The following is a 21682-nucleotide window of genomic DNA, read 5'->3' as shown; positions in this document are numbered from 1 at the left end:
GCCGCTCACCGCCCGGGGGTCTCACCGGGCGCACCGGACCTACCGGATACGTCGGCCCGGCGGGTGCGCAGCACCAGCAGGGGCGCACCGACCAGCCCGACGAGTGCCAAGGCCCCCGGGATGAACCGGAACACCCGCATCCACTCGGCCCCGCCGGCGATCATGAAGGCGCTGATGGCGATGGCCTCCGACACCACGATCCCCAGGACGAACCCGCCGACGGCGCCGAGCAGTGCCGCGCCCAGTACACGTAGGACCTGCATCGCTGACGTCCCCTTCCCCACTCTCGCTCTTGCGGTTGCGGCTCCCAGCGTGAGCGAGCTGGCGGCGACGGCGCGTCGGCCTGGGGAGGTCACCGCGCCTACATCCGCGGATGTAGTCGTCGGGCATGGGGGCGCGTCGAGAAGCGCGGCCGGGGGCCTGTGCGGACCGGCCGCGGGCGCACGCCGCCGGTCAGGCGGGGGCTCCGCCCTCGGCGGTCCCGCCGACCTCGCCCGCTCGGTGCGCCTGGATCGCCTTGTCCGCCTTGCGGACCCGCAGGCTCAGGCCGATGAGCAGGACGCCGGTGGCGATCGCGTAGGCGCCGATCACGAAGGCGATGACCACGACGCCGACCATCGGCATGAGGGCGACCAGCACACCGAAGAGCACCGACAGCACGCCGCCCAGGACCAGCAGCCACTCGTCGCTGATCTCCTTGCGCAGCTTCACCGCCGCGACGAGCTGGAAGACGCCGGTGACGATCGCCCACGCCGCGAACAGCAGCGCCATCGCCACGACCGTGATCTGCGGCCACGACAGGACGATCAGTCCGAAGCCGATACCCGCGATCCCGGCCACCACGAAGGGTGCCCGGTTCCCCGACTCGGCCCGGAAGGCGGAGACTCCCGCGAACAGGCCGTCGACCAGGATGTAGGCGCCGAAGAAGATGGCGAGGAGGATCAGCGTCAGGTCGGGCCAGAAGATGGCGCACAGGCCGAACAGCACCGCGATCGCGCCGCGCACGGTGAGAACCCACCAGTGGCGTGCCAGGTAGTCGAGCATGTCTCCCCCGTCCTCATCGCACCCTGTGTGCGATGTCCTTCCGCTCCGTCGATGCCGGCGAAGAGCACCGAACGACCGGCGGTGTTCGGTGCTCTTCGCCGGCATCGACGGAGCGCGGCCACACGGTGGTGCTTGTGCCCGGGGAACGGCCGAAGGATCACCAGCCGAAGGGAAAAAGTCACCCAAAGCGACCGGATGTGGATGAAGAAAGCGGTGACGGGGAAGCGCCGAGGGCGCCCCCGTCACCGCGAGGCAGGGTCCCGGTCGACCGGCCGGTGCGTGCCGCAGGCCGCCTCGGGTCAGGCGCGCCCGGGGTAGGAGCGCTGCGCGGGACCGACGTAGAGCTGGCGCGGGCGGGAGATGCGCGTCGCCGGGTCGTTGAGCTGCTCGCGCCAGTGGGCGATCCACCCGGGCAGGCGGCCGATCGCGAACAGCACGGTGAACATGGACGTCGGGAAGCCCATCGCCCGGTAGATGACGCCGGTGTAGAAGTCGACGTTCGGGTAGAGCTTGCGGTCGGTGAAGTAGGAGTCGGCCAGCGCCTTCTCCTCCAGCTGCAGCGCCATCTCGAACAGCTCGTCCGGGCTCTCCTGGCGGTCCAGGATCTGGCGGGCCAGGCCCTTGATCTCGCGGCTGCGCGGGTCGAAGTTCTTGTAGACGCGGTGCCCGAAGCCCATCAGGCGGGTCTTGCTCTCGCGGTCCTTGACCTGCGCGAGGAACGCGTCGAGGTCGCCGCCCATGGTGTCGCGGATCTGCTCCAGCATCTCCAGCACCGCCTGGTTGGCGCCGCCGTGCAGCGGGCCGAAGAGGGCGTTGATGCCGGCGGAGACGCTGCCGTAGAGGTCGGCCTGGGAGGAGCCGACGACGCGGACGGTCGCGGTCGAGCAGTTCTGCTCGTGGTCGGCGTGCAGGATGAGCAGGAGGTCCATCGCCTTGGCGAAGAGCTCCCCGACCTCACCCTCGGGCTTGGCCGACCCGAAGGTCATGTTGAGGAAGTTCTCGACGTAGTCGAGGGAGGGGTCCGGGGCGATCGGCGCCTCGCCGATGGAGTTGCGGTAGATGCGCGCGGCGATCGTCGGCAGCTTGGCGAGCAGCCGGGTGGTGGCCAGGTCGACCTGCGCGGGGTCCTGCGGGTCGACGCTGTCGGCGTAGAACGCGGAGAGGGTGTTGACGGCGCTGGCCAGGAGTGTCATCGGGTGCGCGTTGCGGGGGAACGCGTCGATCATGGCCGGCATGCCCTCGGGCAGCTCCGTGTTGGAGCGCAGCTCGTCGGCGAACTCCTTGAGTTCGGCGGCTTCCGGAAGTCGGCCCTTGATGAGGAGGTAACACACCTCCAGGAAGGAGCTGCCCGTGGCCAGCTCCTGGATGGGGTAGCCACGGTAGCGGAGGATCCCGGCGGCGCCGTCGATGTAGGTGATCTCCGACCGGCACGACGCGGTGTTGCCGAACCCGGGGTCGAGGGTGACCATCCCGGCCGTCCCCAGCAGGGTCTTCACGTCGAAGGCCTGGTCGCCCTCGGTGCCGGTCAGCAGCGGCAGCTTCTGCTCGCCGCCGTCGTACCGCAGCTCTACCGTGCGCTCTTTGCCGTCATCGCTCATGGCCGAGCCAACCTTTCCAGACTTGCGGGGGTCGCGGGTGTGCGGGAGGGCCGTAGCGCCTGGCCCCTCGTATTCGGTGTCGACAATGTTCGGTTTTAATAAACTCCGCGTTTAACGAAATCATACAATTGTCACGAACCGGCTAACAGGTGACGCATGACACAGCGTCAACTGGCGGAGAATTGCCGAATCGAGAAATATTTGCCGTATTTGTCACACCCCGGTAGAGGCGTAGTGACCGCGTGCGCACGGTCGCGGACGGGAACGGTTCACAGATCCGATCACCGTCGAGCCACCCGGGCTCCCCAGAGGGATACCCAGGACACGGCTCGTCGTGCGATCGCCTGTCAACCGTTCCCGCCCGCCGACCAGACGACTCGGTGCGGTCCGTCCCCGGTGGTCCGGCGGTCGGCGTCAACCCCCTGACCACCCAAGTGGCGGCCGCGCGTCCTCACGTTACTCCTCGGTTGGTACCCCGGCGAACGGGGCTGCCAACGCGACGGCACCAGGAAGTATCGCGAGCGTCGGCCCCGGCGCACCGGTCCGCGATGACCGTGGCCCTCGGCCGGACGAAACCGTCGGAACCGCCCCCCGGGGCCGTGATCATCGCGACCGTGGAGCGCGCGCTAGGCGGGCTCTTCCACGCCCCCGGCGAGCAGGGGCTCCATGGTCAGGTCCGGATGGTCGCGCTCGATGACGCGCAGGCGCCACTTGTTGTGCACGAGCATCAGCAGCTCGCCGTCCGAGCGCCGCTTCATGACCTCCGCGCCCGACAGCCCGTGCAGCGTCGGCGCGGACTCGGCGTCGGTCCGCCGGGCCAGGCAGTAGTCCAGGTGCGACAGCTCGACCGGCGCCCGGAACTCCTCCTCCATGCGGTGCTTGACGACGTCGAACTGGAGCGGCCCGACCGCCGCCAGCACGGGCGCCTGCTCGCCGCGCACGTCCGACGTCAGCACCTGCACCACGCCCTCGCTGTCGAGCTGGGCGATGCCGCGCTGGAACTGCTTGTAGCGGCCCGAGTCCAGGGCGCGGGCGACCACGAAGTGCTCGGGGGCGAAACTCGGGATGGGCGGGAAGACGACCTTCTGGCCTTCGTAGAGGGTGTCGCCCACGCTCAGCGCCTGGGCGTTGATCAGCGCGATCACGTCGCCCGGGTAGGCGGTGTCGATGGTGCTGCGCTCGCTGCCGAACACCGCCTGGGTGTACTTGGTGGCGAACGGGCGGCCGGTCTCGGCATGGGTCAGCACCATCCCGCGCTCGAAGCGGCCGGAGGCCACCCGGACGAAGGCCATCCGGTCGCGGTGGGCCTTGTCCATGTTGGCCTGCATCTTGAAGACCTGTCCGGAGAACAGCGCGCCGACCGGGCGCGGCTCGCCCTTGGCGTCCAGCAGGTCGCCCGGGGGCGGCGCCAGCGACACCAGGGTGTCCAGCAGGGCCGACACCCCGAAGTTGGGCAGCGCCGCGCCGAACAGCACCGGGGAGGACTCTCCGGCGAGGAAGGACTCCTCGTCGTAGCCCGCGCCGATCTCCTCCAGCAGTTCGATCTCCTCGCTCGCCTGGACCCAGGTCTCCTCTTCGACCTCGGCGGCCTGCTCGGCGGTCAGCTCCTCCTCGACGGCACGGGTCGCCCCGCCCGGGGTGCGGTGCATCTTGGTGTAGACGCCGCTGGCCCGGTCGATGAGGCCGCGGAAGTCCCCGGCGATGCCCACCGGCCAGTTCATGGGGGTCGGGCGCAGCCCGATGCGCTGCTCGATCTCGTCGAGGAGTTCGAGCGGCTCGCGGCCCGGCCGGTCCCACTTGTTGACGAAGGTGATGACCGGCATCCTGCGCGCCCGGCACACGTCGAACAGCTTCAGCGTCTGCGGCTCCAGGCCCTTGGCCGAGTCCAGCAGCATGATCGCGCAGTCGACGGCGGACAGCACCCGGTAGGTGTCCTCGGAGAAGTCCGCGTGACCGGGGGTGTCGAGGAGGTTGAGCACGCAGTCGCCGTAGTCGATGCGCAGGGCGGCCGAGGTGATCGAGATCCCGCGCGCCTGCTCCATCTCCATCCAGTCGGAGGTGACGCCGCGCCGGTCGCCCTTGCCGTGCACCGCGCCCGCCGAGGAGATCGCCGCCGCGTGCAGCGCCAGCGCTTCGGTGAGCGTGGACTTGCCGGCGTCCGGGTGCGAGATCACCGCGAAGGTCCGGCGCCGCCCGGCCTCGGCCGCGGTCTGGCCGCTGTGCTGGGTCATATTGTCCGCTGTCACGCTCACCGGCGTTCCGTCTCCTCGCTCGCAGGTTGGGTTTCGAATGGGCGGCGCTGGTCGCGCAGCAGGCCGCCGAACTCCTCCGCGACCGACAGGCGCCTGCGGAGTGCGGCGCGCCGCTCCTCCACGACCGACTCGAACCCGGCCAGGCGGTGGAGGAGGGCGGCGTGCTCGGCCTCGGCTTCGGCCCCCTCGGCGAGGCGGTCGAGCAGGGACAGCAGCTCGCCCATGTCCTCAACGCTGAATTCCAGCAGCTTCATCCGCTTGACGAGGAGCAGCCGCCCGACGTCGGCCTCGGTGTAGAGCCGGAAGCCGCCGCGGGAGCGCGCCGATGGGACGACCAGCCCCACCTCGCCGTAGTAGCGGATGGTCCGCAGGGACAGGTCCGTCCGCTCGGCCACCTCACCGATCTGCATGTGAGCAGCCGGCTGCGACATCGCCGCCCCTTCCAAGGAGATCCACCCTAACGCGGGAGTCGGGATCCGCGGGTGCCGGCCGTGTTCGGCACCGCATCGGACCAGCCTATGCGCGCGTCGCGGGTGCGCGGTGAGGGCGTGCCCCGGGCCCCTCCTCAACCCTCGTCTTCGAGGATCCCGTCCACGACGTCGCCGAGCACCAGCGCGCGGTCGCCGTCGGACAGGGTGCGCAGTTCCCCCAGTGCGGCCCCGGTGTCGAATCTGTCACCCGCCCGGCCCTCGATCACGCACAGGCGGGCCACCTCCTGTGTCGGCAGGTTGAGGAAGCGCGCCTCGGGAGGCGGGGCCAGGCCGTAGAGGGTCACGGGGTAGCGGGAATGGCGCGTGCGCCACTGCTCGGACCGCTTGCCCAGGAATCCGTGGAGGAGGGAGTCGAAGACCCCGTCGGGTTCGAGGTCCCGCAGGGCCGAGCGGTCGAGCACGACTCTGCACTCGCCGCAGTTGGCCAGTTCAGCCCGGAGGAGGCGGCGCGCTTCGCTGTGCGTCACGTGTTCCGCGTTCAGCTTCATCGGGTGCCGGTGGGCCATATCGCCAGCGTAGCGGGACGGACACGGCGCTCTCAGGCATCCGGTTCAGGCGTCCGGATCCTCGGGTTCCAGCGCCGCGCGGACGCGGCGCAGGACGTCCTCACCGCCCAGGGAGGACGGGTAGACGGCGACCAGAACGGACTCGGCGGACTCGGCGGACTCGGCGGCCCCGCCGGGAGTCTCCGGCCTGCGCAGGGCCGCGCCGAGGGCGCGGGCCACGAAGTCCATCGCCTGGTCGAACCGCGCCCAGGGGACCGGGCGCTGCGGGTCGCGCAGCCACGAGCGCAGCACATGGTTGTGCGCGGCGATGACGGAGGCCGCCAGCGCCTCGCCCGCGAGCACCCGCACCCCCTCGGTCTCACCCCGCGCCAGGTAGCGGCTGAACGCGGCCTGGTAGCGGGCGGTCATGGCGATCTCGCGGTCGCGCAGCCGAGGGACGGCGCGCACCAGGCGGAAGCGGGGGACGGTGATCTCCGGGGTGGACACATACCCCTGGAAGACCATGCGGGCAGCGGCGCGGACGGTCGAAACGGGGTCGTCGTCGGGCGCGGACCGCAGGTGGCGGGCCACGGTCGCGAAGAGCTCGTCGTGGCCGGAGAAGAGGATGTCCTCCTTGGAGCCGAAGTGGCGGAACAGGGTCCGGCGGCTCACCCCCGATGCGACCGCGATGTCGTCCATCGTCGTCGCCTCGTAGCCCTCGGACTCGAAAAGGCGCACGGCGGCGACCACCACATCGTGGCGGGCGGGCATGCCGCCGCGGCCGCCCCCCTTCGCCGGCTCCGTGCCCGGCCGATCCGGCTGCGCCACGCGCCGCTCCTCCCCCACGCCCGTGGTGATCTCCGCGCCCACCGTGTTCGGTGCCGCTCGCGCCGAACCTAGCCGACGGACGGGTGCGGAATCTCCGTTCACCCCGTATTGTGACACTGGATGCCAGGATGAGGCACGTAGTGCCACAAGGGAGGCTCGGGAGCCGATGAGCGACTTCGACCTGTTCAAGACGAGCGAAGAGCACGAGGAACTGCGCGCGGCCGTCCGCGCCGTCTCCGAGGACAAGATCGCCCCGCACGCCGAGGAGGTCGACACCCACAGCGCGTTCCCACAGGCCGCCTACGACGCCCTGCTGGCCACCGACTTCCACGCCGCGCACATCCCCGAGGCCTACGACGGCGTCGGCGCCGACGCGCTGGCGACCTGCATCATCATCGAGGAGGTGGCGCGCGCCTGTGCCAGCTCGTCGCTCATCCCGGCCGTCAACAAGCTGGGGACGATGCCGCTCATCCTCGGCGCCTCCGAGGACGTCAAGCAGCGCTACCTGACGCCGGTCGCGCGCGGCGAGGCGATGTTCTCCTACGGCCTGTCCGAGCGGGAGGCCGGCTCCGACACCGCGAGCATGCGGACCCAGGCCAAGCGCGACGGCGACGACTGGATCCTCAACGGGCAGAAGTCGTGGATCACCAACGCGGGCGTCAGCACGTACTACACGGTCATGGCGGTGACCGACCCGGACGGCCCCCGCGGCCGGAACATCAGCGCGTTCGTGGTGCACGACGACGATGCCGGCTTCACCCTCGGCGAGCCGGAGAAGAAGCTCGGCATCAAGGGGTCGCCCACGCGCGAGCTGTTCTTCGACGACATGCGCATCCCCGGCGACCGGCTGGTGGGCGAGGTCGGCGAGGGCCTGAAGATCGCGCTGCGGACCCTGGACCACACCCGTGTGACGATCGGCGCGCAGGCCATCGGCATCGCCCAGGGCGCACTCGACCACGCGGTCGCCTACGTCAAGGAGCGCAAGCAGTTCGGCAAGGCGATCGCCGAGTTCCAGGGCATCCAGTTCATGCTCGCCGACATGGCGATGAAGCTGGAGACGGCCCGCCAGATGGTCTACGTCGCCGCCGCCAAGTCCGAGCGGGGCGACGCCGACCTCTCCTTCTTCGGCGCCGCCGCCAAGTGCTACGCCTCCGACGCGGCCATGGAGATCACCACGGACGCGGTCCAGCTCCTGGGCGGCGCCGGCTACGTCAAGGACTTCCCCCTGGAGCGCATGATGCGTGACGCGAAGATCACCCAGATCTATGAAGGCACGAACCAGATCCAGCGCCTGGTGATGGCCCGCCAGCTGCTCAAGTAGCCGGTCGGCCCGCGCGCCGTCCCCGGCCTCCGTCGGTCACCGTCGACGCCGCCCCGGCCCCCACTCCCGCTTGCCGTGGGGCGGGGGCCGGGGCGGGACGGTGTCCGTCTAGAGTTCTCGGGTGCACGTGGGCGACATCTTCACCGACCGGGCCGGTCTTCCCGACCTTCCCGACCTTCCCGACAGGCGGCTCCTGGATACATCGCTCGTCCACCGGCGGGAAGGCGGCCACCGTCTGCCAGCTCTGGTGTGGGACGCCGGCCCGGGGTGGCGGATGCTGTCGTCGGGTGTCCTGGGCGGTGGTCTGGGTTCGCGGTCCTATGTCGTCAACGCACAGGTCCCTGGCGGGTACCGGCGCACCGACCCGCGGGACCACCTCGCCGAGATCGCGAGGGCCGCGGGGCTCCGGGGCCACGGGGTCGGCCTGATGACGGCCGCCGACGTCACGAACGCCGCCTTCGCGGCCGACGGCGGGGTGGAAGCGGTCGCGACGGTCGGCATCGGCCGCCCCACCTGGGCCGCCGCGCCGAGCGACCTGGACGAGGCCCGGCTGGGGCATGCCCGAGCGGCAGGCGGCACCGAATCGATCAGGCCGGGCACGATCAACATCATCGTCGCGGTCCCCGTCCCACTCTCCGATGCCGCTCTGGTCAACGCCCTCTCCACCGCCACCGAGGCCAAGGTCCAGGCGGTCATGGAAGCCGGATTCGCCTGTACCGGGACGGCGTCCGACGCGATCTGCCTGGCGGTCCGGAGCGAAACCGGCACGGAACCGCCCGCGTCGTTCGGCGGCCCGCGCTCGCGGTGGGGCGCCCGGATCGCGCGCGCGGTCCACGCCGCCGTCCGCACCGGCGCGCTCCGAGACGCGCGGCGGACCACGACGGCCCGCGGCCTGTGAGGCTCGGGGCCGTCGTGTGCGCCGGTCAGGAAGCCGGTTCGAAGGACGTGGAGATGGCGTCCAGGATCGCGACGTTCTGGTCGAAGTCCTCGGGCTTGGAGACCAGCAGGATGGTGTAGCCCTCGTTCTCGGTGAAGAAGCCGCGGCTGACGCAGTTGCGGGTGTAGCCGGAGCCGCCGAAGGTGAACTCCCACTGGGCCGCGCTCCGGTAGTCACCGGTCCAGTCGGCGTCAAGGCTCGTGACCGACGAACGGTTGCCGAAGCCGTCGAAGCTGCCGGCGTACGCACCCTGCTGACGGTGCAGGTAGTCCTCGGCGTCGTCCGAGCTGCCGACGTGGTCGATCTGCAGGTAGCCGCGGTCCGGGAAGCGGAACTTCACCCGGGACCCGCTCTCCCGCTCCATGTTCCAGGCCGTGGGGACATCCACGGAGTAGCCCGTGCTGTCGGTGTAGGTCTCCATCTCCGGCAGGTCGGCGTCGCCGTCCTCGGAGTCGTCGTCGGAGTCGGAGTCGGAGTCCTCGTCGCCCGTTCCGGTGCCGTCGGTGTCCGCCCCGGCGGTCGGGGCGGGTTGGCCGGTCTCTCCGGGCTCACCGCCGGCGGCCGGGTCGCCACCCGGCAGTGAGCGCAGACCGAAGTATGCGCCCAGTCCGATGACGAGGACGAGCGCGAGCGCCCCCGCAACGGCTGTGACCAGTGCGCGTGGAGAGCGGCCGGGAGTGCCACCGCCGGGTCCGGGGCCGGGCGGGATGTCCACCGGGCGCTCGGCGGCCATGGCGCCGACCGGCTGCTCTTCGGCCGCGGTGCCGGTACGGGCCGGAGCTTCGTCGGCGGCGGAGGGCGAGGGAGAGGAGGAGGGGCCGGAGGCGGTCGGGGCCGCCCCCGCAGCGGCTCCGGCCGTCCAGGTCGCCTTCTTCTCCCCCTCGGACACGAGTTTCTGCAGCAGGGAGGCGGCCTCGCGGACCGCCATGCGGTGCTCCGGCTCCTTGGCCAGGAGCCCTTCGAGCAGGGGCACCAGCGGCCCGGCGTGCTCGGCCGGCGGCACCTCCTCGGTCACGATGGCGGTGAGTGTCGCCATCGAGGTGGGTCTCTGGAACGGCGACTGCCCCTCCAGCGCCTGGTACAGGGTCACGCCGAGCGACCACATGTCGGTGGCCGACGAGGCGGGCTTGCCGTGCGCCTGCTCCGGGGCGAGGTAGGCGGGCGAGCCGATGAGCAGCCCGGTGCTGGTGAGGGCGGTCGTGCCTTCGAGCCGGGCGATGCCGAAGTCGGTGAGGACGGCGCGGTCGCCGCGGGCGATCAGGACGTTGCCCGGCTTGATGTCGCGGTGCACGATGCCGCGTTCGTGCGCGACGGCGAGCGCGGCGAGCATCTGCAGGCCGATCTTGGCCACGCGCTCGGGCGGGAGGGTGCCCTCCTTCTTGAGCAGGCCGCTCAGCGAGTCACCGCGAACCAGCTCCATGACGATCCACGGGCGCTCGTCCTCCTCGACGACGTCGAAGACGGTGATGATGGACGGGTGCGCCAGGCGGGCGGCGCTCCGGGCCTCGCGCAGCATCCGCGTACGCAGAACGTCGACCTCCTGCTGCGGGAGGTGCGGGGGGATGCTCAGTTCCTTGATCGCGACCGGGCGGTCCAGCAGCTCGTCCGTGCCCTGCCAGACACGGCCCATACCGCCTTCACCGATGGTCTCGGTCAGCCGGTAGCGGCCGGCGAGCAGTCGTCCCGGCTCAGAATGCTCGGTGCTCATCCTTGAGGGTTCCTCGATCGTCGGGGAGAGGACGTCCGCGAGAACCGGACCGTCACCTACGCGAGTCTAGAAGCACGCGAGCTACCACGAGCGACACGAACCCCCTCTGACCAGGCGGGAGGTGACTGGCCCGAAGGCACCCCTACCCCGATTGAACTGGGGATACGCCGCGAAACCACACCCTGGTGGATCGGTCGGTAATCCTGCACACCCGTCCTGACCGAAACCGTCCGAGTCCCATGACTCACGCGCCGGACTTGTCCGACACTCACTCCGCGTCACCGGCTGCGGGCTGCTGCGCGATCCGGTTCAGCGTCTGCAGGTGGTGCCGGAACGCCTCGCGGCCCGTCGGCGTGAGCGAGACCCACGTCGTGGTGCGCCTCCCCTTCTGAGCCTTGGTCACGATGATGTAGTCGGCCTGTTCGAGGGTGGTGAGGTGCTGCGACAGGGCGGAGTCGCTGACCTCCACGGTGTCGCGCAGCATCCGGAACTCGGCACGGTCGAGCGGGGACAGCGCGGCCATGATCGAGAACCGCACCGGAGAGTGGACGACCTGGTCGAGCTCGTGACGCGGATGGCTCATGCGCGCACCTTCCAGAACGCCGCGACGAAGAACGGGGTCGCCATGAGCGCGCCCGCAACGGTCCACGGGAGCAGCGACTCACCGAACTGCCAGCGCACCAGCGGCCCTAGCAGCCAGGCATAGAGGACCAGCCAGGCCCCCGTTGCGATGAACAACCGACGCTTCGCTCGCAAGGGGACCGCCGCCCGGCGATCCCACCACGAGCCAGAAGCCCCCACCATGGCGCCCCACACACCGAGCACCAAGTAGCGCCCCGGGCTGTCGGGAAACAGCGCCTCCAGCCCCACGACCACGCCGATCATCAGGATGCCCGCCCCCACGAGGTAACGGCTGAACCACCGCACGGCCTTGCTCGACCGCTCCCGCATCCGCTCGGCCTCCGCCAGCGCCGCCTTGGCCTCCTGCTGAATGCTTCCCATGCCCTGATCACCTTTCGACGATGCAATGCACTTTAGCATCCTTAAAGTAGATGAGCACCAGCGCCTTCGTTGATCTCGGAGATATCGGGGTTTCACCGGCGATTTCGACCCCGATATCTCCGAGATCAACGAAGGGGGCGGGCCGCAGTGATGCTGCGGTCCGCCCCCTTCGGGTAGGTGGTCAGGCCGGGGTCAGTTGTTTCCGGTCGGTCGCGGCCGGTGGCGCGGTCGCCTCGGACTCGTTGCCTGCCAGGGGCTTGAACCGGCGGAGGCGGAGGCTGTTGCTGACGACGAAGACGCTGGAGAACGCCATCGCCGCGCCCGCGATCATCGGGTTGAGCAGGCCCGCCGCCGCCAGGGGCAGCGCCGACACGTTGTAGGCGAAGGCCCAGAACAGGTTCCCCTTGATCGTGCTCAGCGTCCGGCGCGACAGGCGGATCGCGTCCGCCGCCACCCGCAGGTCGCCGCGGACCAGGGTCAGGTCGCCCGCCTCGATGGCGACGTCGGTCCCCGTGCCCATGGCCAGGCCCAGGTCGGCCTGGGCGAGGGCCGCGGCGTCGTTGACGCCGTCGCCGACCATCGCGACCGCCTTGCCCTCCGCCTGCAGCCGCCGGACCACCTCGACCTTGTCCTCCGGCATGACCTCGGCGATGACCTGCTCGATGCCGACGTCGGCGGCGACGGCCTCGGCGACCTCCGCCTGGTCACCGGTGAGCAGGATCGGCGTCAGTCCCAGGTCGCGGAACCGGCGGATGGCCTGGGCGCTGGTGGGCTTGACGGCGTCCGCCACCACGATCATCGCGCGGGCCTGCCCGTCCCAGCCGACCGCGACCGTCGTCCCCGCCTCGGCCGCTCGCGCGGCCCGCTCCAGCAGGTCGGTCGGCACCTCCATGCCGTGCTCGGCCAGCAGCGAGGTACGGCCGACGGTCACGTCACGGCCGTCCACGACGCCCCGCACACCCCGCCCCTCGATGTTGCGGAAGTCCGCGACCGGCCGCAGGTCGCCGGTGCGCTGTGCGGCGCCCCTGGCGATGGCCTGGGCGATGGGGTGCTCCGAGGCGTTCTCCAGAGCCCCGGCCAGGCGCAGCACCTCGGCCTCGTCGGTGCCCTCGGCGGCCACCACCGTGGTCAGCGTCATCTTTCCGCTGGTCACGGTGCCGGTCTTGTCGAGGACGATGGTGTCGACGCGACGTGTGCTCTCCAGCACCTCCGGCCCCTTGATGAGGATGCCCATCTGGGCGCCGCGCCCGGTGCCGACGAGCAGCGCGGTCGGGGTGGCCAGCCCGAGAGCGCACGGGCAGGCGATGATGAGCACCGCCACCGCCGCGGTGAAGGCCACGTCGGGCGACCCGCCCGTCCCCAGCCAGAAGCCGAGGGTGGCGGCGGCGAGCACGATGACGATCGGGACGAACACGCCGGAGATGCGGTCGGCCAGCCGCTGGATGGCCGCCTTGCCGTTCTGCGCGTCCTCCACCAGCTTCGCCATCTGGGCGAGCTGGGTGTCGGAGCCCACGCGGGTGGCGCGGACGACGAGGCGCCCGCCGGCGTTGACGGTGGCCCCGGCGATGTTGGAGCCCGGCCCCACCTCGACCGGAACGGACTCGCCGGTCAGCATGCTCATGTCGATCGCGGAGGTGCCCTCCTCCACGACGCCGTCGGTGGCGATCTTCTCGCCGGGGCGGATGACGAACCGGTCGCCCACGGCCAGCCGGTCGACGGGCACCCTCTCCTCGCGCCCGTCGCGCAGGATCGCGACGTCCTTGGCCCCGAGTTCGAGCAGGGCGCGCAGCGCGGCCCCGGCCCGCCGCTTGGAGCGGACCTCGAAGTACCGGCCGAGCAGGATGAACGCGGTGACACCGGCGGCGACTTCGAGGTAGATGTTGGCCATGCCGTCGCCGCGGGCGATGGTGAACTCGAAGGGGTGGACCATGCCGGGCGTCCCGGCACTACCGAGGAACAGCGCGTAGACCGACCACAGGAGTGCCGCGATGGTGCCCATCGACACCAGCGTGTCCATGGTGGCCGTGCCGAGCTTGAGGTTCTTCCACGCGGCCTTGTGGAACGGGTAGCCGCCCCACACCACCACCGGCGCGGTCAGCACCAGGGACGCCCACTGCCAGTAGGTGAACTGGAGCGCGGGGACCATCGCCATCGCGATCACCGGGGCGGCCAGCAGGAGGCTGACGGCCGTGCGGTGGAACAGCGCGTGCACCGCGGCCGCCTCGGCGTCCTCCGCCCGGGTACCGCCGCTCCCGGCGTCGTCGGCGCCCTCGGGAGCGGGGGGCGGCGGCGGTGTGGCCGTGTACCCGGCCTTCTCCACCTGGGCGATGAGGTCGTCGACGGTGACGCCGTCGGCGAACTCGACCTTGGCCTTCTCGGTGGCGTAGTTGACGGAGGCGGTCACGCCGTCCATCTTGTTCAGCCGCTTCTCGACCCGGTTCGCGCAGGATGCGCAGGTCATGCCGCTGATGGCGAGTTCGATCCGGCCATCCGCGCGTTCGAGGTCGGGGATTCCGCCGTCCATGTCTTCAGACCTCCTCCGGTGAGTGTATGGGGGGTGGATACGTCCTGACCTGGGATCGGGCGTCAGTGCCCGTCGTGCCCGCCCCCGCTTCCACCGCCGGTTCCGAACGTGCCCTCGGTGCCGCCCGCCGCCACGGTGAACTCGGCGGTATGGACGGCGCCGTCGTGCTGGAAGTCAAGGTAGAGCCGGTAGGCGCCGGGTGAGGGCAGCCGGGTCGCGAACGTGATCTCGGGGCCGGGTTCGGTCGCTCCGTCGCCGGGTTCGCCCGCGGGGTGGACGTGCGCGAAGGCGAGGTCGCCGTCGCGCAGCGCCACCAGGTGGCCGTAGGAACCGAGGTAGGGCTCAAGGTCGGTGACGGGGTCGCCGTCCTCGGTGACCGTGAAGGTGAGTTCGCTCGACTCCCCTGCGGCGGGCTGTCCGTCCAGTGCGACCTCGTAGCCGTCGACCTCCGCTGTGGCGGCGGGCTCGGGCAGCGGACCCGGCCGGTAGTCGCCCGGGACGGCCATGTCGACTCCGAGGACCCGGCCCGTCTTCTCCCCCTCGGGGACGAAGTCGGCGAACAGCCGATAGGGGCCGGGGGTATCCGGCTCGACCGGTGCGGTCCACACCCCGTCTCCGCGCATCTCGGGGTGCAGGTGCCGGTACCCGTCGAGGTCGCGTCCGACCAGGATGACGTGCATCGGCTTGTCGTGCTCGACGGCGAAGTCGGTGACCGCCTCGCCGTCCGGCCCGGTGATGCGGAAGGACAGCGGGGCCTCCGCGCCGGCCTCCTCCGGTGCGGCGAGCAGGTCCAGGGTGTAGCCGCCCTCGGAGACCTGCAGGCCCTGGGGGATGTTCGGGGCACCGGACGAGGGCACCTCGGCCGCGTGGCCGTGCGCGCCCTCCTCCTGGGCGTCGGCGGTGGTGATGGGCCCGACCAGGCGGCCGACCCCCAACGCCCCGCCGAAGGCCAACACCAGGCCCAGGCCGTAGATTCCGAGCTTCGCGGGGACGTTCATCGGCTCGCCTTGACCGCGTATCCGGCCTCCTCGACGGCGGCGCGGACGAGCGCGTCGTCGACGGGACCGTCGCTGCCGACCGTGACGCGACCTGTGGGCAGGTCGACCTCGACGTCGGCCACCCCGGCCACCGCACCGACCGCCGTGGTGACCGATCCGACGCAGTGACCGCAGGTCATGCCGTCGACCTCGTACACGGTGGTGGTCTTCGCCGCCATTTCGGCCTCCTTGCTGTGGGTGGGACCGCTGATTCGGCCCCTGACACGTGTACGTCGCGAACGGAGGGCGGGTTCGGGTTCGGAGCCGCCCGGCGCGACGGTCCATTCGTACCATACCCCCTAGGGGTATGCCAAGAGTGGACTTTCCCCCTTCTCCACGACATCCGCCCCTGAACTCCGACCTTTCACCGACGATGCCGCCGGACCCCCGTTGATCTCGGAGATATTGGGGTGATACTCGCCGGTATCACCCCAATATCTCCGAGATCATCGAAAAGGGTGGTGCGCACCACCGGCGCACCACCCCTCGCGTCCTGGACCGGTCCGGCCCGCTACCCCGACCCGAGTGCCGCGGTCGGGGCCAGGCGGGCCGCACGCATGGCGGGCAGGAGTCCGGCCAGCGCGCCGATGGCGATCGTCGCCAGGACGCCCCCCACCAGGGCCCAGGGCGGGATCGCGATCAACCACCCCTGCGACACCGCATACCCCGAGGTCACCAGCGCCCCCAGCACGGCGCCCGCGAACCCGCCGAGCGCCGACAGCACCATGGCCTCCACCAGGAACTGGCCGCGGATCTGCCGCCGCGTCGCCCCCAGTGCGCGGCGCAGCCCGATCTCGCCCCGGCGCTCCAGCACCGAGATGACCATCGTGTTGGCCACGCCCACACCGCCGACCAGCAGCGCCACCCCGCCCAGGCCCAGCAGCAGTCCGGTGAAGGCCTGATCCGCGGCGTCCTGGGCCTGAAGCGCGTCGGAGGGCCGCGACACCTTGACCTCGAACGGCTTCTCCGGGTTGACCGCCGCCGCCAGCAGGTCACGCACGTCGGCGACCCGCTCCGGGTCGGCGCGCACGTACACCCCGGTCGGGTGCCCGTCCATGCCGAAGCGGTCGGCCGCGGCGTCCCAGCCGATCAGCGCGGCGGTGTCGATCTCGGGCGCCAGCGCGACCGGGTCGAGGACGCCCACGACACTGAAGTACTCGTCGCCGATGAGTACCCGGGTGTCGGGCCCGATGCCGGTGATCCCCAGCCGCTCGGCGGCCTTGCTGCCGAGTACCACCGCGGGGTATTCGGAGGTCGCCTCGTTCAGCCACTCCCCCGCCCGCACGTCGGCCCGCAGTGTCCCGGGCAGGTCGAGGTCGGCGCCGTAGACCGTGATGCCGCCGGACTCGGCCTTGGGGATGCGGTCGCTGCGGTAGACGGAGGCGTCCTTCACCTCCGCGACCTGCGAGACGCGCTCCACACCGTCGATCCGCCCCGCACTGCCCGCCGCCTGCTCCGGCAGCTTCGCCGACCCCCCGAACAGCGAGTCGCCCGGCGCGGCCGTGATGAGGTTGGTGCCCAGGCTCGCCAGCTGCGCGTCGAGCGCCGCCCGGCTCGACGACGAGATGCCGACGACGGCGACCATGGCCGCGATGCCGATCGCGATGCCCAGGGCCGAGAGCACCACCCGCACGGGGCGGGTGCGCAGCCCGCTCGCGCCGGTGCGCAGCAGGTCGGCGGGCGAGAGCCGGGCCGGGCGGGGGCCGGTGCGGCGCCGGCGCCGGGGCCGCGGCGGCCGCCCGGTGGCGCCGTCGGCCCGCCACCTACCCCAGGGCATGACGGCCCCCGCTGCCGGGTCCGGGGGGCGCCCCGGCCGGCCCGGAGACCGGCGGGCGGGATTCGACGGCGGCCGCGTCCCACTCCGGTTCGCGCACCGGTTCGCGTTCCGAGCGCTCGTCGGCGACGATGCGCCCGTCGCGCACGCGGATCCGGCGGGGCAGCCGCTCCGCCAGCTCCATGTCATGGGTGATGATCACGACCGTCGCCCCCGCCGCGTTGAGCTCCCGCAGCAGCTCGACCACGGCCTCCCCCGACGCCGAGTCGAGCGCACCGGTGGGCTCGTCGGCGAGGACCAGTCGCGGGTCACCGACGATCGCGCGGGCGATGGCCACCCGCTGCTTCTGCCCGCCGGACAGTTCGTGCGGACGGTGGTGCAGCCTGTCGCCCAGCCCCACCCTGCGCAGCGCGGCCTCGGCGTGCTCGCGCCGGCGCCGCAACGGCGTGCCGGTGTAGAGCAGCCCGTCGGCGACGTTGTCCAGTGCGGTGACGCCCGCCGCCAGGTGGAACTGCTGGAAGACGAATCCGACGGCACGCGCACGCAGCGCCGATGTCCCGTCGTCGTCCAGGTCGGCCGTGTCGTACCCGGCGATCCGCACGGTCCCACCGCTCGGCGCGTCCAGCATGCCCAGCAGGTTGAGCAGGGTGGACTTGCCCGAGCCGGACGGGCCGACGATGCCGAGCAGCTCTCCCCGCTCGATGCGGAAGGAGACGCCGTCCAGTGCGCGCACGCCCCCGGGGTACGCGCGGGACACGCCGACCAGTTCGGCCGCGGGGGCCGGGGTGGACAGGTCGACCAGGGCTCGCATCGCGTCGCTCATTCGGGGACCACCACCTCGGTGCCCTCCTCGATCCCCGTGCCGGAGATCTCGACCTGGCCGTCGGCGAACTTTCCGGTCGTGACCCCGACGTCGGTGACCCGGCCGTCCTCGCCGACCACGGAGACGCCGTAGCCGCCACCCGGAAGCGCGATGAGCGCGCCGACGGGGACCGCGAGGACGTCCTCCACGCTCTCGCTGACCAGCCGTACCTTGACCGGCGCACTGTCGAAGAACGCGCCCTCGGGCACGTCGTCGAGCTCGACGACGACGTCGACCACGGTGCCGCCGCCCCCGCTGTCGGGTCCGCCGTCGTCGGACTTCTCCTCCTTGGCCACCGAGCCGACCGATGTGACCGTGCCGGTGGCCGTTTCGCCGCCGGGCAGTTCCACCTCGACCTCGTCGCCCTTGTCGACCAGGTCGCGGTCCTCCACCTTCAGCGGCACGTCGACCACGCGCTCGTCCGACGTCGTGGACATGACCGGCGCGGAGGGCGAGGTGCGCTCCCCGACCTTGACGTCCTTGCCGGAGACCCGCACCGAGTCCGCGGCGAACCAGACGTGGGCGGGGTCGACCTCGCCGCTCTGCGGCAGTCCGACGTCCTTCTGCCACTGCTTGACGGCATAGGCGGTCAGCGCGGTGTACTCGTCGTCGACGGTGAAGCCGCCGTAGCCGAGCTCGCTGAGCGCCTGCTCGAACCGGCGCACGTCCTCGCCCTTGTCGCCGACGGCGAGCGTGCGGAAGGCCGGCTTGTCGCCGCGCAGCAGGATGACCGGCCTGCCGTCGACCTCGTACAGCCTGCCGCCCGGGTCGATCACGGCCCCCTGCTTCGGCAGCCAGGTCACGACGCCCTCGGCGCCGGAGACCACCGACCCGCGGCCCGCATACCCGAGCTTCCCGTCGACGCTCTTGCGCTCCTGGAGCGTGGTGCGCTGGACCTGGGTGGTGGCCGTGGGCGGCGTCGACCCGGTGTCCGCGCCGTCCTCGGGCCCGCCCCACACCAGCACCGCGCCCATCGCGGCCAGGGCCGCCACCGTGAGCAGGACCAGGGTGGCGACGGTGACCTTGAGGCGGCGGCTGCGCCGGGGCGCCGGCTCCTCCTCGGGCGGCCCGTCGTCGGTGACGTCCGCCGCGCGGGTCGCGACGCTCACTCGCCGTCCCCCCGGGTGATGCTCGGCCCGCCGCCGGTCATCTCGCCGCAGGCCTTCATGGCCTCTTCCATCTTCTTCTCGTCGCCGCCGCCGAGGTCGATGGCGAGCCCCTCGCCCTTCTTCGGGTCCTCGACGTCGATGCCGTTCTCCCGCAGGCACTTGGCCATCTCCAGGTTGTCCTGGAAGATCTCCTCCTCGGGGCGGTCGTCCTCCGGCATGGGCATCAGGTCCTCGCACTTCTCCAGGGCGTTCTTGACGGCGTCCTCGTCGTCGCCCTCGACCGGCAGGGCCGGCATCATCCCGTCCCCCTTCGGGTCGGGCACGTCCACCCCGTTGTCCCGCATGCACTGGGCGAACTTCACGCCGTCGGCCTCGGTGCCCCCTCCCGCGCTGCCCGAGGCGGAGTCCTCGGAGGTGTCGGGCGCGTCGTCCCCGAACCCCAGCTGCGCGCACCCGCCCAGGAGCAGGGCCCCCGCGAGCGCCGCGATTCCGAGCATCGGCTTGCCGTAGCTCATGTCATCTCCCTCGACACGTCGTTCCGGTCGATGCCGGTTGCCGCGGCCGCCCCGGTGGCGACCGCACCCGGACATGCCAGCAGCCGCCCGGTTACCCCGGGGTTACGTGTCTGACCTGCGGTGATCCGAGAGCGAGAGGGGCAGGTGAGGTGACCGATGAGGTAACCATGGTGTAACCGGGTCCGCGATACGGATATCCGCGCGGCCCCCGCCGGGGGCCGGACCACCGTTCGCATTGGGGGGCAGCGGAGGATGCGCGTTCTGGTCGTCGAGGATGAGCCCTCGCTCGCCGCGACCATCGCCGAGGGGCTGCGCGGCGAGGGCATGGCCGTGGACGTCGCCGCCGACGGCGCGACCGGGTCGGAGATGGCGGCGGTGCACGGCTACGACGTGATCGTGCTCGACCGCGACCTGCCCCGGCTGCACGGCGACGAGGTGTGCCGGCGCATCGCCGCCGACCCGGACGCCGGCGCGCGTGTGCTGATGCTCACAGCGGCCGGGGAGGTCGACGACCGCGTGCACGGGCTCGCCCTCGGCGCCGACGACTACCTGGCCAAGCCCTTCGCTTACCGGGAGCTGGTCGCCCGCGTGCACGCGCTGGCCCGCCGCTCGCGCCCGGCCCCGCCGCCCACCCTGGAACGGCGGGGTGTGCGCGTGGATCCGCTGCGCCGCACGGCCGAGCGCGACGGCCGCGTACTCACCCTGACCGCCAAGGAGCTGGGTGTGCTGGAGGAGCTGCTGCGCGCCGACGGCGCGCCCGTCACCGCCACGCACCTCACCGAGAAGGTCTGGGACGAGCACCTGGACCCGTTCAGCGGGGTGCTGAAGGTGGTGGTGCACCGGCTGCGCCGCAAGCTCGGCGACCCGCCGCTGATCGAAACCGTCCCCGGACACGGATACCGGATCTGACATGCCCGACGCGCTTCTCGCCCGCCTGCGCAGGCCGCTGACCGTCCGCACCAAACTCGCCCTGATCTACACGGCGGTGTTCCTGGTGGGCGGGGTGCTGCTGCTCGCGCTCAACTACGCCATCGTTTCGGCGAGCCTGGCCGACCGGGGCGATGTCCTCCTCGTGGAGGCGACGGACTGGGCGACGGCGGTTCCCCGCGACACGCTTCCCGCCGCTCCGGCGCCCGCCGTTCCCGGGGCCACCGTCCACGCCCGACCCGCCCAGGCCATCGAGGGCTACCAGACCGGTGTGCTGTCGGACCTGCTGCTGCGCTCGGGCGCCGGCCTGGTCGCCGTCACCGTCCTGGCGGCGCTGGCCGGGTGGTTCGTCGCGGGGCGCCCGCTGCGGCGGCTGCACGAGGTCACCGAGACGGCGCGGCGGCTCTCCGAGCACGATCTGGGACGCCGCCTGGCGCTGTCGGGTCCGGCCGACGAGTTCCGCGAGCTCGGATCGACCTTCAACGGGATGCTGGAGCGGCTGCAGTCCGCGTTCGAGAGCCAGCGCCGGTTCGTCGCCAACGCCTCGCACGAGCTGCGAACGCCGATGGCCGCCCAGCGCGCGGCCGTCGAGGTGGCACTGGACCAGGGCCGGGTGCCCGCGGACCTGCGGCCCGCGATGGAACGCGTCCTGGAATCGGCCGACCGCAGTGAGCGGCTGATCTCCGGGCTGCTGCTGCTCGCCCGCTCCGACCGGGGGCTGGCCGATCCCGAGCCCGTCGACGTGGCCGACGCCGCACGGCGCGCGCTGGGCACCCAGGCCCGGGCTGCATCGGCGGCCGGCGTGGAGCTGCGGCCGACGCTGCGCCCGGCGGTCGTCGACGGCGACGAGGTGCTGCTGGAGCAGCTGGTCGTCAACCTCGTCGACAACGCGGTCCGGTACAACCACCGCGGCGGGCACGTGTGCGTCGAGGTGGGGGAGGACGGCGGCGCGGCGGTCATCCGGGTGGCCAACACCGGGGACGGGGTCGGCGACGCCGATCGGCTGTTCGAGCCGTTCCACCGGGGCGACCGCGACCGGCTGCACGACCGGGACGGCGGCAGCGGGCTGGGGCTGTCCATCGTCCGGTCGATCGCGGCGGCGCACGGAGGCCGCGCCGACGCCGCCCCGCGGCCGGGCGGCGGTCTGGTCGCCACCGTGCGGCTGCCGCTGCTGGACGATGACGAAAACCCCTAACACCCTGTCTGGAACCCGCACGCGGAGCGTGGTCGACCAATCGCGATAATCCCCGCATTATCGAGTGATGTCG

At 71.8% G+C, this 21682-nt stretch carries 21 protein-coding genes; 4 read left to right on the top strand and 17 right to left on the bottom strand.

All coding sequences use genetic code 11. The annotated features are described in order from the left end of the window. Positions 1 to 5 precede the first annotated feature (5 nt). The 7 genes from HNR23_RS24215 to HNR23_RS24185 all read right to left on the bottom strand — a co-directional run bounded on the left by HNR23_RS24215 (position 6) and on the right by HNR23_RS24185 (position 6641). Positions 6 to 263, bottom strand: coding sequence for a DUF5957 family protein (locus HNR23_RS24215; protein ID WP_184079044.1), 258 nt, complete (start codon positions 261 to 263; stop codon positions 6 to 8). Between the two features lie 190 nt (positions 264 to 453). Further along, the gene (locus HNR23_RS24210) at positions 454 to 1044 is read right to left on the bottom strand and encodes an HdeD family acid-resistance protein (RefSeq protein ID WP_184079042.1); all 591 of its coding nucleotides are present in this window, start codon (positions 1042 to 1044) and stop codon (positions 454 to 456) included. A 299-nt stretch (positions 1045 to 1343) separates the two neighbouring features. After that, entirely contained in the window at positions 1344 to 2642 is a 1299-nt protein-coding gene (locus tag HNR23_RS24205) for a citrate synthase (RefSeq protein ID WP_184079040.1), read from the bottom strand. 626 nt (positions 2643 to 3268) lie between these two features. Further along, positions 3269 to 4873 (bottom strand): peptide chain release factor 3, encoded by a 1605-nt coding sequence (locus HNR23_RS24200; RefSeq protein ID WP_184080815.1) that lies wholly within the window; start codon positions 4871 to 4873, stop codon positions 3269 to 3271. A 17-nt stretch (positions 4874 to 4890) separates the two neighbouring features. Next, complete coding sequence (locus HNR23_RS24195) at positions 4891 to 5325, bottom strand: MerR family transcriptional regulator (protein ID WP_246421848.1); 435 nt, start codon at positions 5323 to 5325, stop codon at positions 4891 to 4893. A gap of 134 nt (positions 5326 to 5459) precedes the next feature. Beyond that, positions 5460 to 5891, bottom strand: a complete 432-nt coding sequence (locus HNR23_RS24190; RefSeq protein WP_184079033.1) for a hypothetical protein — start codon at positions 5889 to 5891, stop codon at positions 5460 to 5462. A gap of 45 nt (positions 5892 to 5936) precedes the next feature. Next, entirely contained in the window at positions 5937 to 6641 is a 705-nt protein-coding gene (locus tag HNR23_RS24185; protein WP_184080811.1) for a TetR/AcrR family transcriptional regulator, read from the bottom strand. Positions 6642 to 6864: 223 nt separating this feature from the next. Between HNR23_RS24185 and HNR23_RS24180 the strand changes: the two genes are divergently transcribed. Continuing rightward, positions 6865 to 8019: an acyl-CoA dehydrogenase family protein gene (locus tag HNR23_RS24180; protein ID WP_184079031.1), complete on the top strand. Its 1155-nt coding sequence runs from the start codon at positions 6865 to 6867 to the stop codon at positions 8017 to 8019. A 121-nt stretch (positions 8020 to 8140) separates the two neighbouring features. Beyond that, positions 8141 to 8917, top strand: a complete 777-nt coding sequence (locus HNR23_RS24175) for an adenosylcobinamide amidohydrolase (protein ID WP_394353805.1) — start codon at positions 8141 to 8143, stop codon at positions 8915 to 8917. Positions 8918 to 8942: 25 nt separating this feature from the next. On the opposite strand, the gene HNR23_RS24170 is transcribed toward HNR23_RS24175, so the two are convergent. The 10 genes from HNR23_RS24170 to HNR23_RS24125 all read right to left on the bottom strand — a co-directional run bounded on the left by HNR23_RS24170 (position 8943) and on the right by HNR23_RS24125 (position 19487). Further along, positions 8943 to 10664 (bottom strand): serine/threonine-protein kinase, encoded by a 1722-nt coding sequence (locus HNR23_RS24170; RefSeq protein ID WP_184079029.1) that lies wholly within the window; start codon positions 10662 to 10664, stop codon positions 8943 to 8945. Between the two features lie 268 nt (positions 10665 to 10932). Further along, positions 10933 to 11247, bottom strand: a complete 315-nt coding sequence (locus HNR23_RS24165) for a winged helix-turn-helix domain-containing protein (protein WP_184079020.1) — start codon at positions 11245 to 11247, stop codon at positions 10933 to 10935. Then, complete coding sequence (locus tag HNR23_RS24160; RefSeq protein ID WP_184079018.1) at positions 11244 to 11666, bottom strand: hypothetical protein; 423 nt, start codon at positions 11664 to 11666, stop codon at positions 11244 to 11246. The genes HNR23_RS24165 and HNR23_RS24160 overlap by 4 nt, the downstream gene beginning before the upstream one ends. Before the next feature lie 181 nt (positions 11667 to 11847). Continuing rightward, complete coding sequence (locus HNR23_RS24155) at positions 11848 to 14190, bottom strand: heavy metal translocating P-type ATPase (RefSeq protein ID WP_184079016.1); 2343 nt, start codon at positions 14188 to 14190, stop codon at positions 11848 to 11850. A 62-nt stretch (positions 14191 to 14252) separates the two neighbouring features. Continuing rightward, positions 14253 to 15188: a hypothetical protein gene (locus HNR23_RS24150; protein WP_184079014.1), complete on the bottom strand. Its 936-nt coding sequence runs from the start codon at positions 15186 to 15188 to the stop codon at positions 14253 to 14255. Then, on the bottom strand, positions 15185 to 15406 hold the full coding sequence (locus tag HNR23_RS24145; RefSeq protein WP_184079012.1) for a heavy-metal-associated domain-containing protein: 222 nt from the start codon (positions 15404 to 15406) through the stop codon (positions 15185 to 15187). The genes HNR23_RS24150 and HNR23_RS24145 overlap by 4 nt, the downstream gene beginning before the upstream one ends. Before the next feature lie 332 nt (positions 15407 to 15738). Then, complete coding sequence (locus HNR23_RS24140; RefSeq protein ID WP_184079010.1) at positions 15739 to 17004, bottom strand: ABC transporter permease; 1266 nt, start codon at positions 17002 to 17004, stop codon at positions 15739 to 15741. Next, a complete protein-coding gene (locus HNR23_RS24135) occupies positions 16991 to 17824 on the bottom strand; it encodes an ABC transporter ATP-binding protein (protein ID WP_394353804.1) in 834 nt (277 codons plus the stop codon). Before HNR23_RS24135 ends, HNR23_RS24140 begins: the two co-directional genes overlap by 14 nt. Continuing rightward, complete coding sequence (locus HNR23_RS24130) at positions 17821 to 18972, bottom strand: peptidoglycan-binding protein (protein WP_184079009.1); 1152 nt, start codon at positions 18970 to 18972, stop codon at positions 17821 to 17823. The genes HNR23_RS24135 and HNR23_RS24130 overlap by 4 nt, the downstream gene beginning before the upstream one ends. Beyond that, entirely contained in the window at positions 18969 to 19487 is a 519-nt protein-coding gene (locus tag HNR23_RS24125; protein ID WP_184079008.1) for a hypothetical protein, read from the bottom strand. Before HNR23_RS24125 ends, HNR23_RS24130 begins: the two co-directional genes overlap by 4 nt. A gap of 252 nt (positions 19488 to 19739) precedes the next feature. On the opposite strand from HNR23_RS24125, the gene HNR23_RS24120 reads away from it, so the two are divergent. Both HNR23_RS24120 and HNR23_RS24115 read left to right on the top strand, forming a co-directional pair. Continuing rightward, entirely contained in the window at positions 19740 to 20396 is a 657-nt protein-coding gene (locus HNR23_RS24120) for a response regulator transcription factor (protein WP_184079007.1), read from the top strand. 1 nt (position 20397) lies between these two features. Next, the gene (locus HNR23_RS24115; RefSeq protein ID WP_184079006.1) at positions 20398 to 21609 is read left to right on the top strand and encodes a sensor histidine kinase; all 1212 of its coding nucleotides are present in this window, start codon (positions 20398 to 20400) and stop codon (positions 21607 to 21609) included. Positions 21610 to 21682 lie beyond the last annotated feature (73 nt).

This window comes from Nocardiopsis mwathae (assembly GCF_014201195.1).
Classification (GTDB): Bacteria; Actinomycetota; Actinomycetes; order Streptosporangiales; family Streptosporangiaceae; genus Nocardiopsis_C; species Nocardiopsis_C mwathae.
This window is presented reverse-complemented; position numbering and strand designations above follow the sequence as displayed.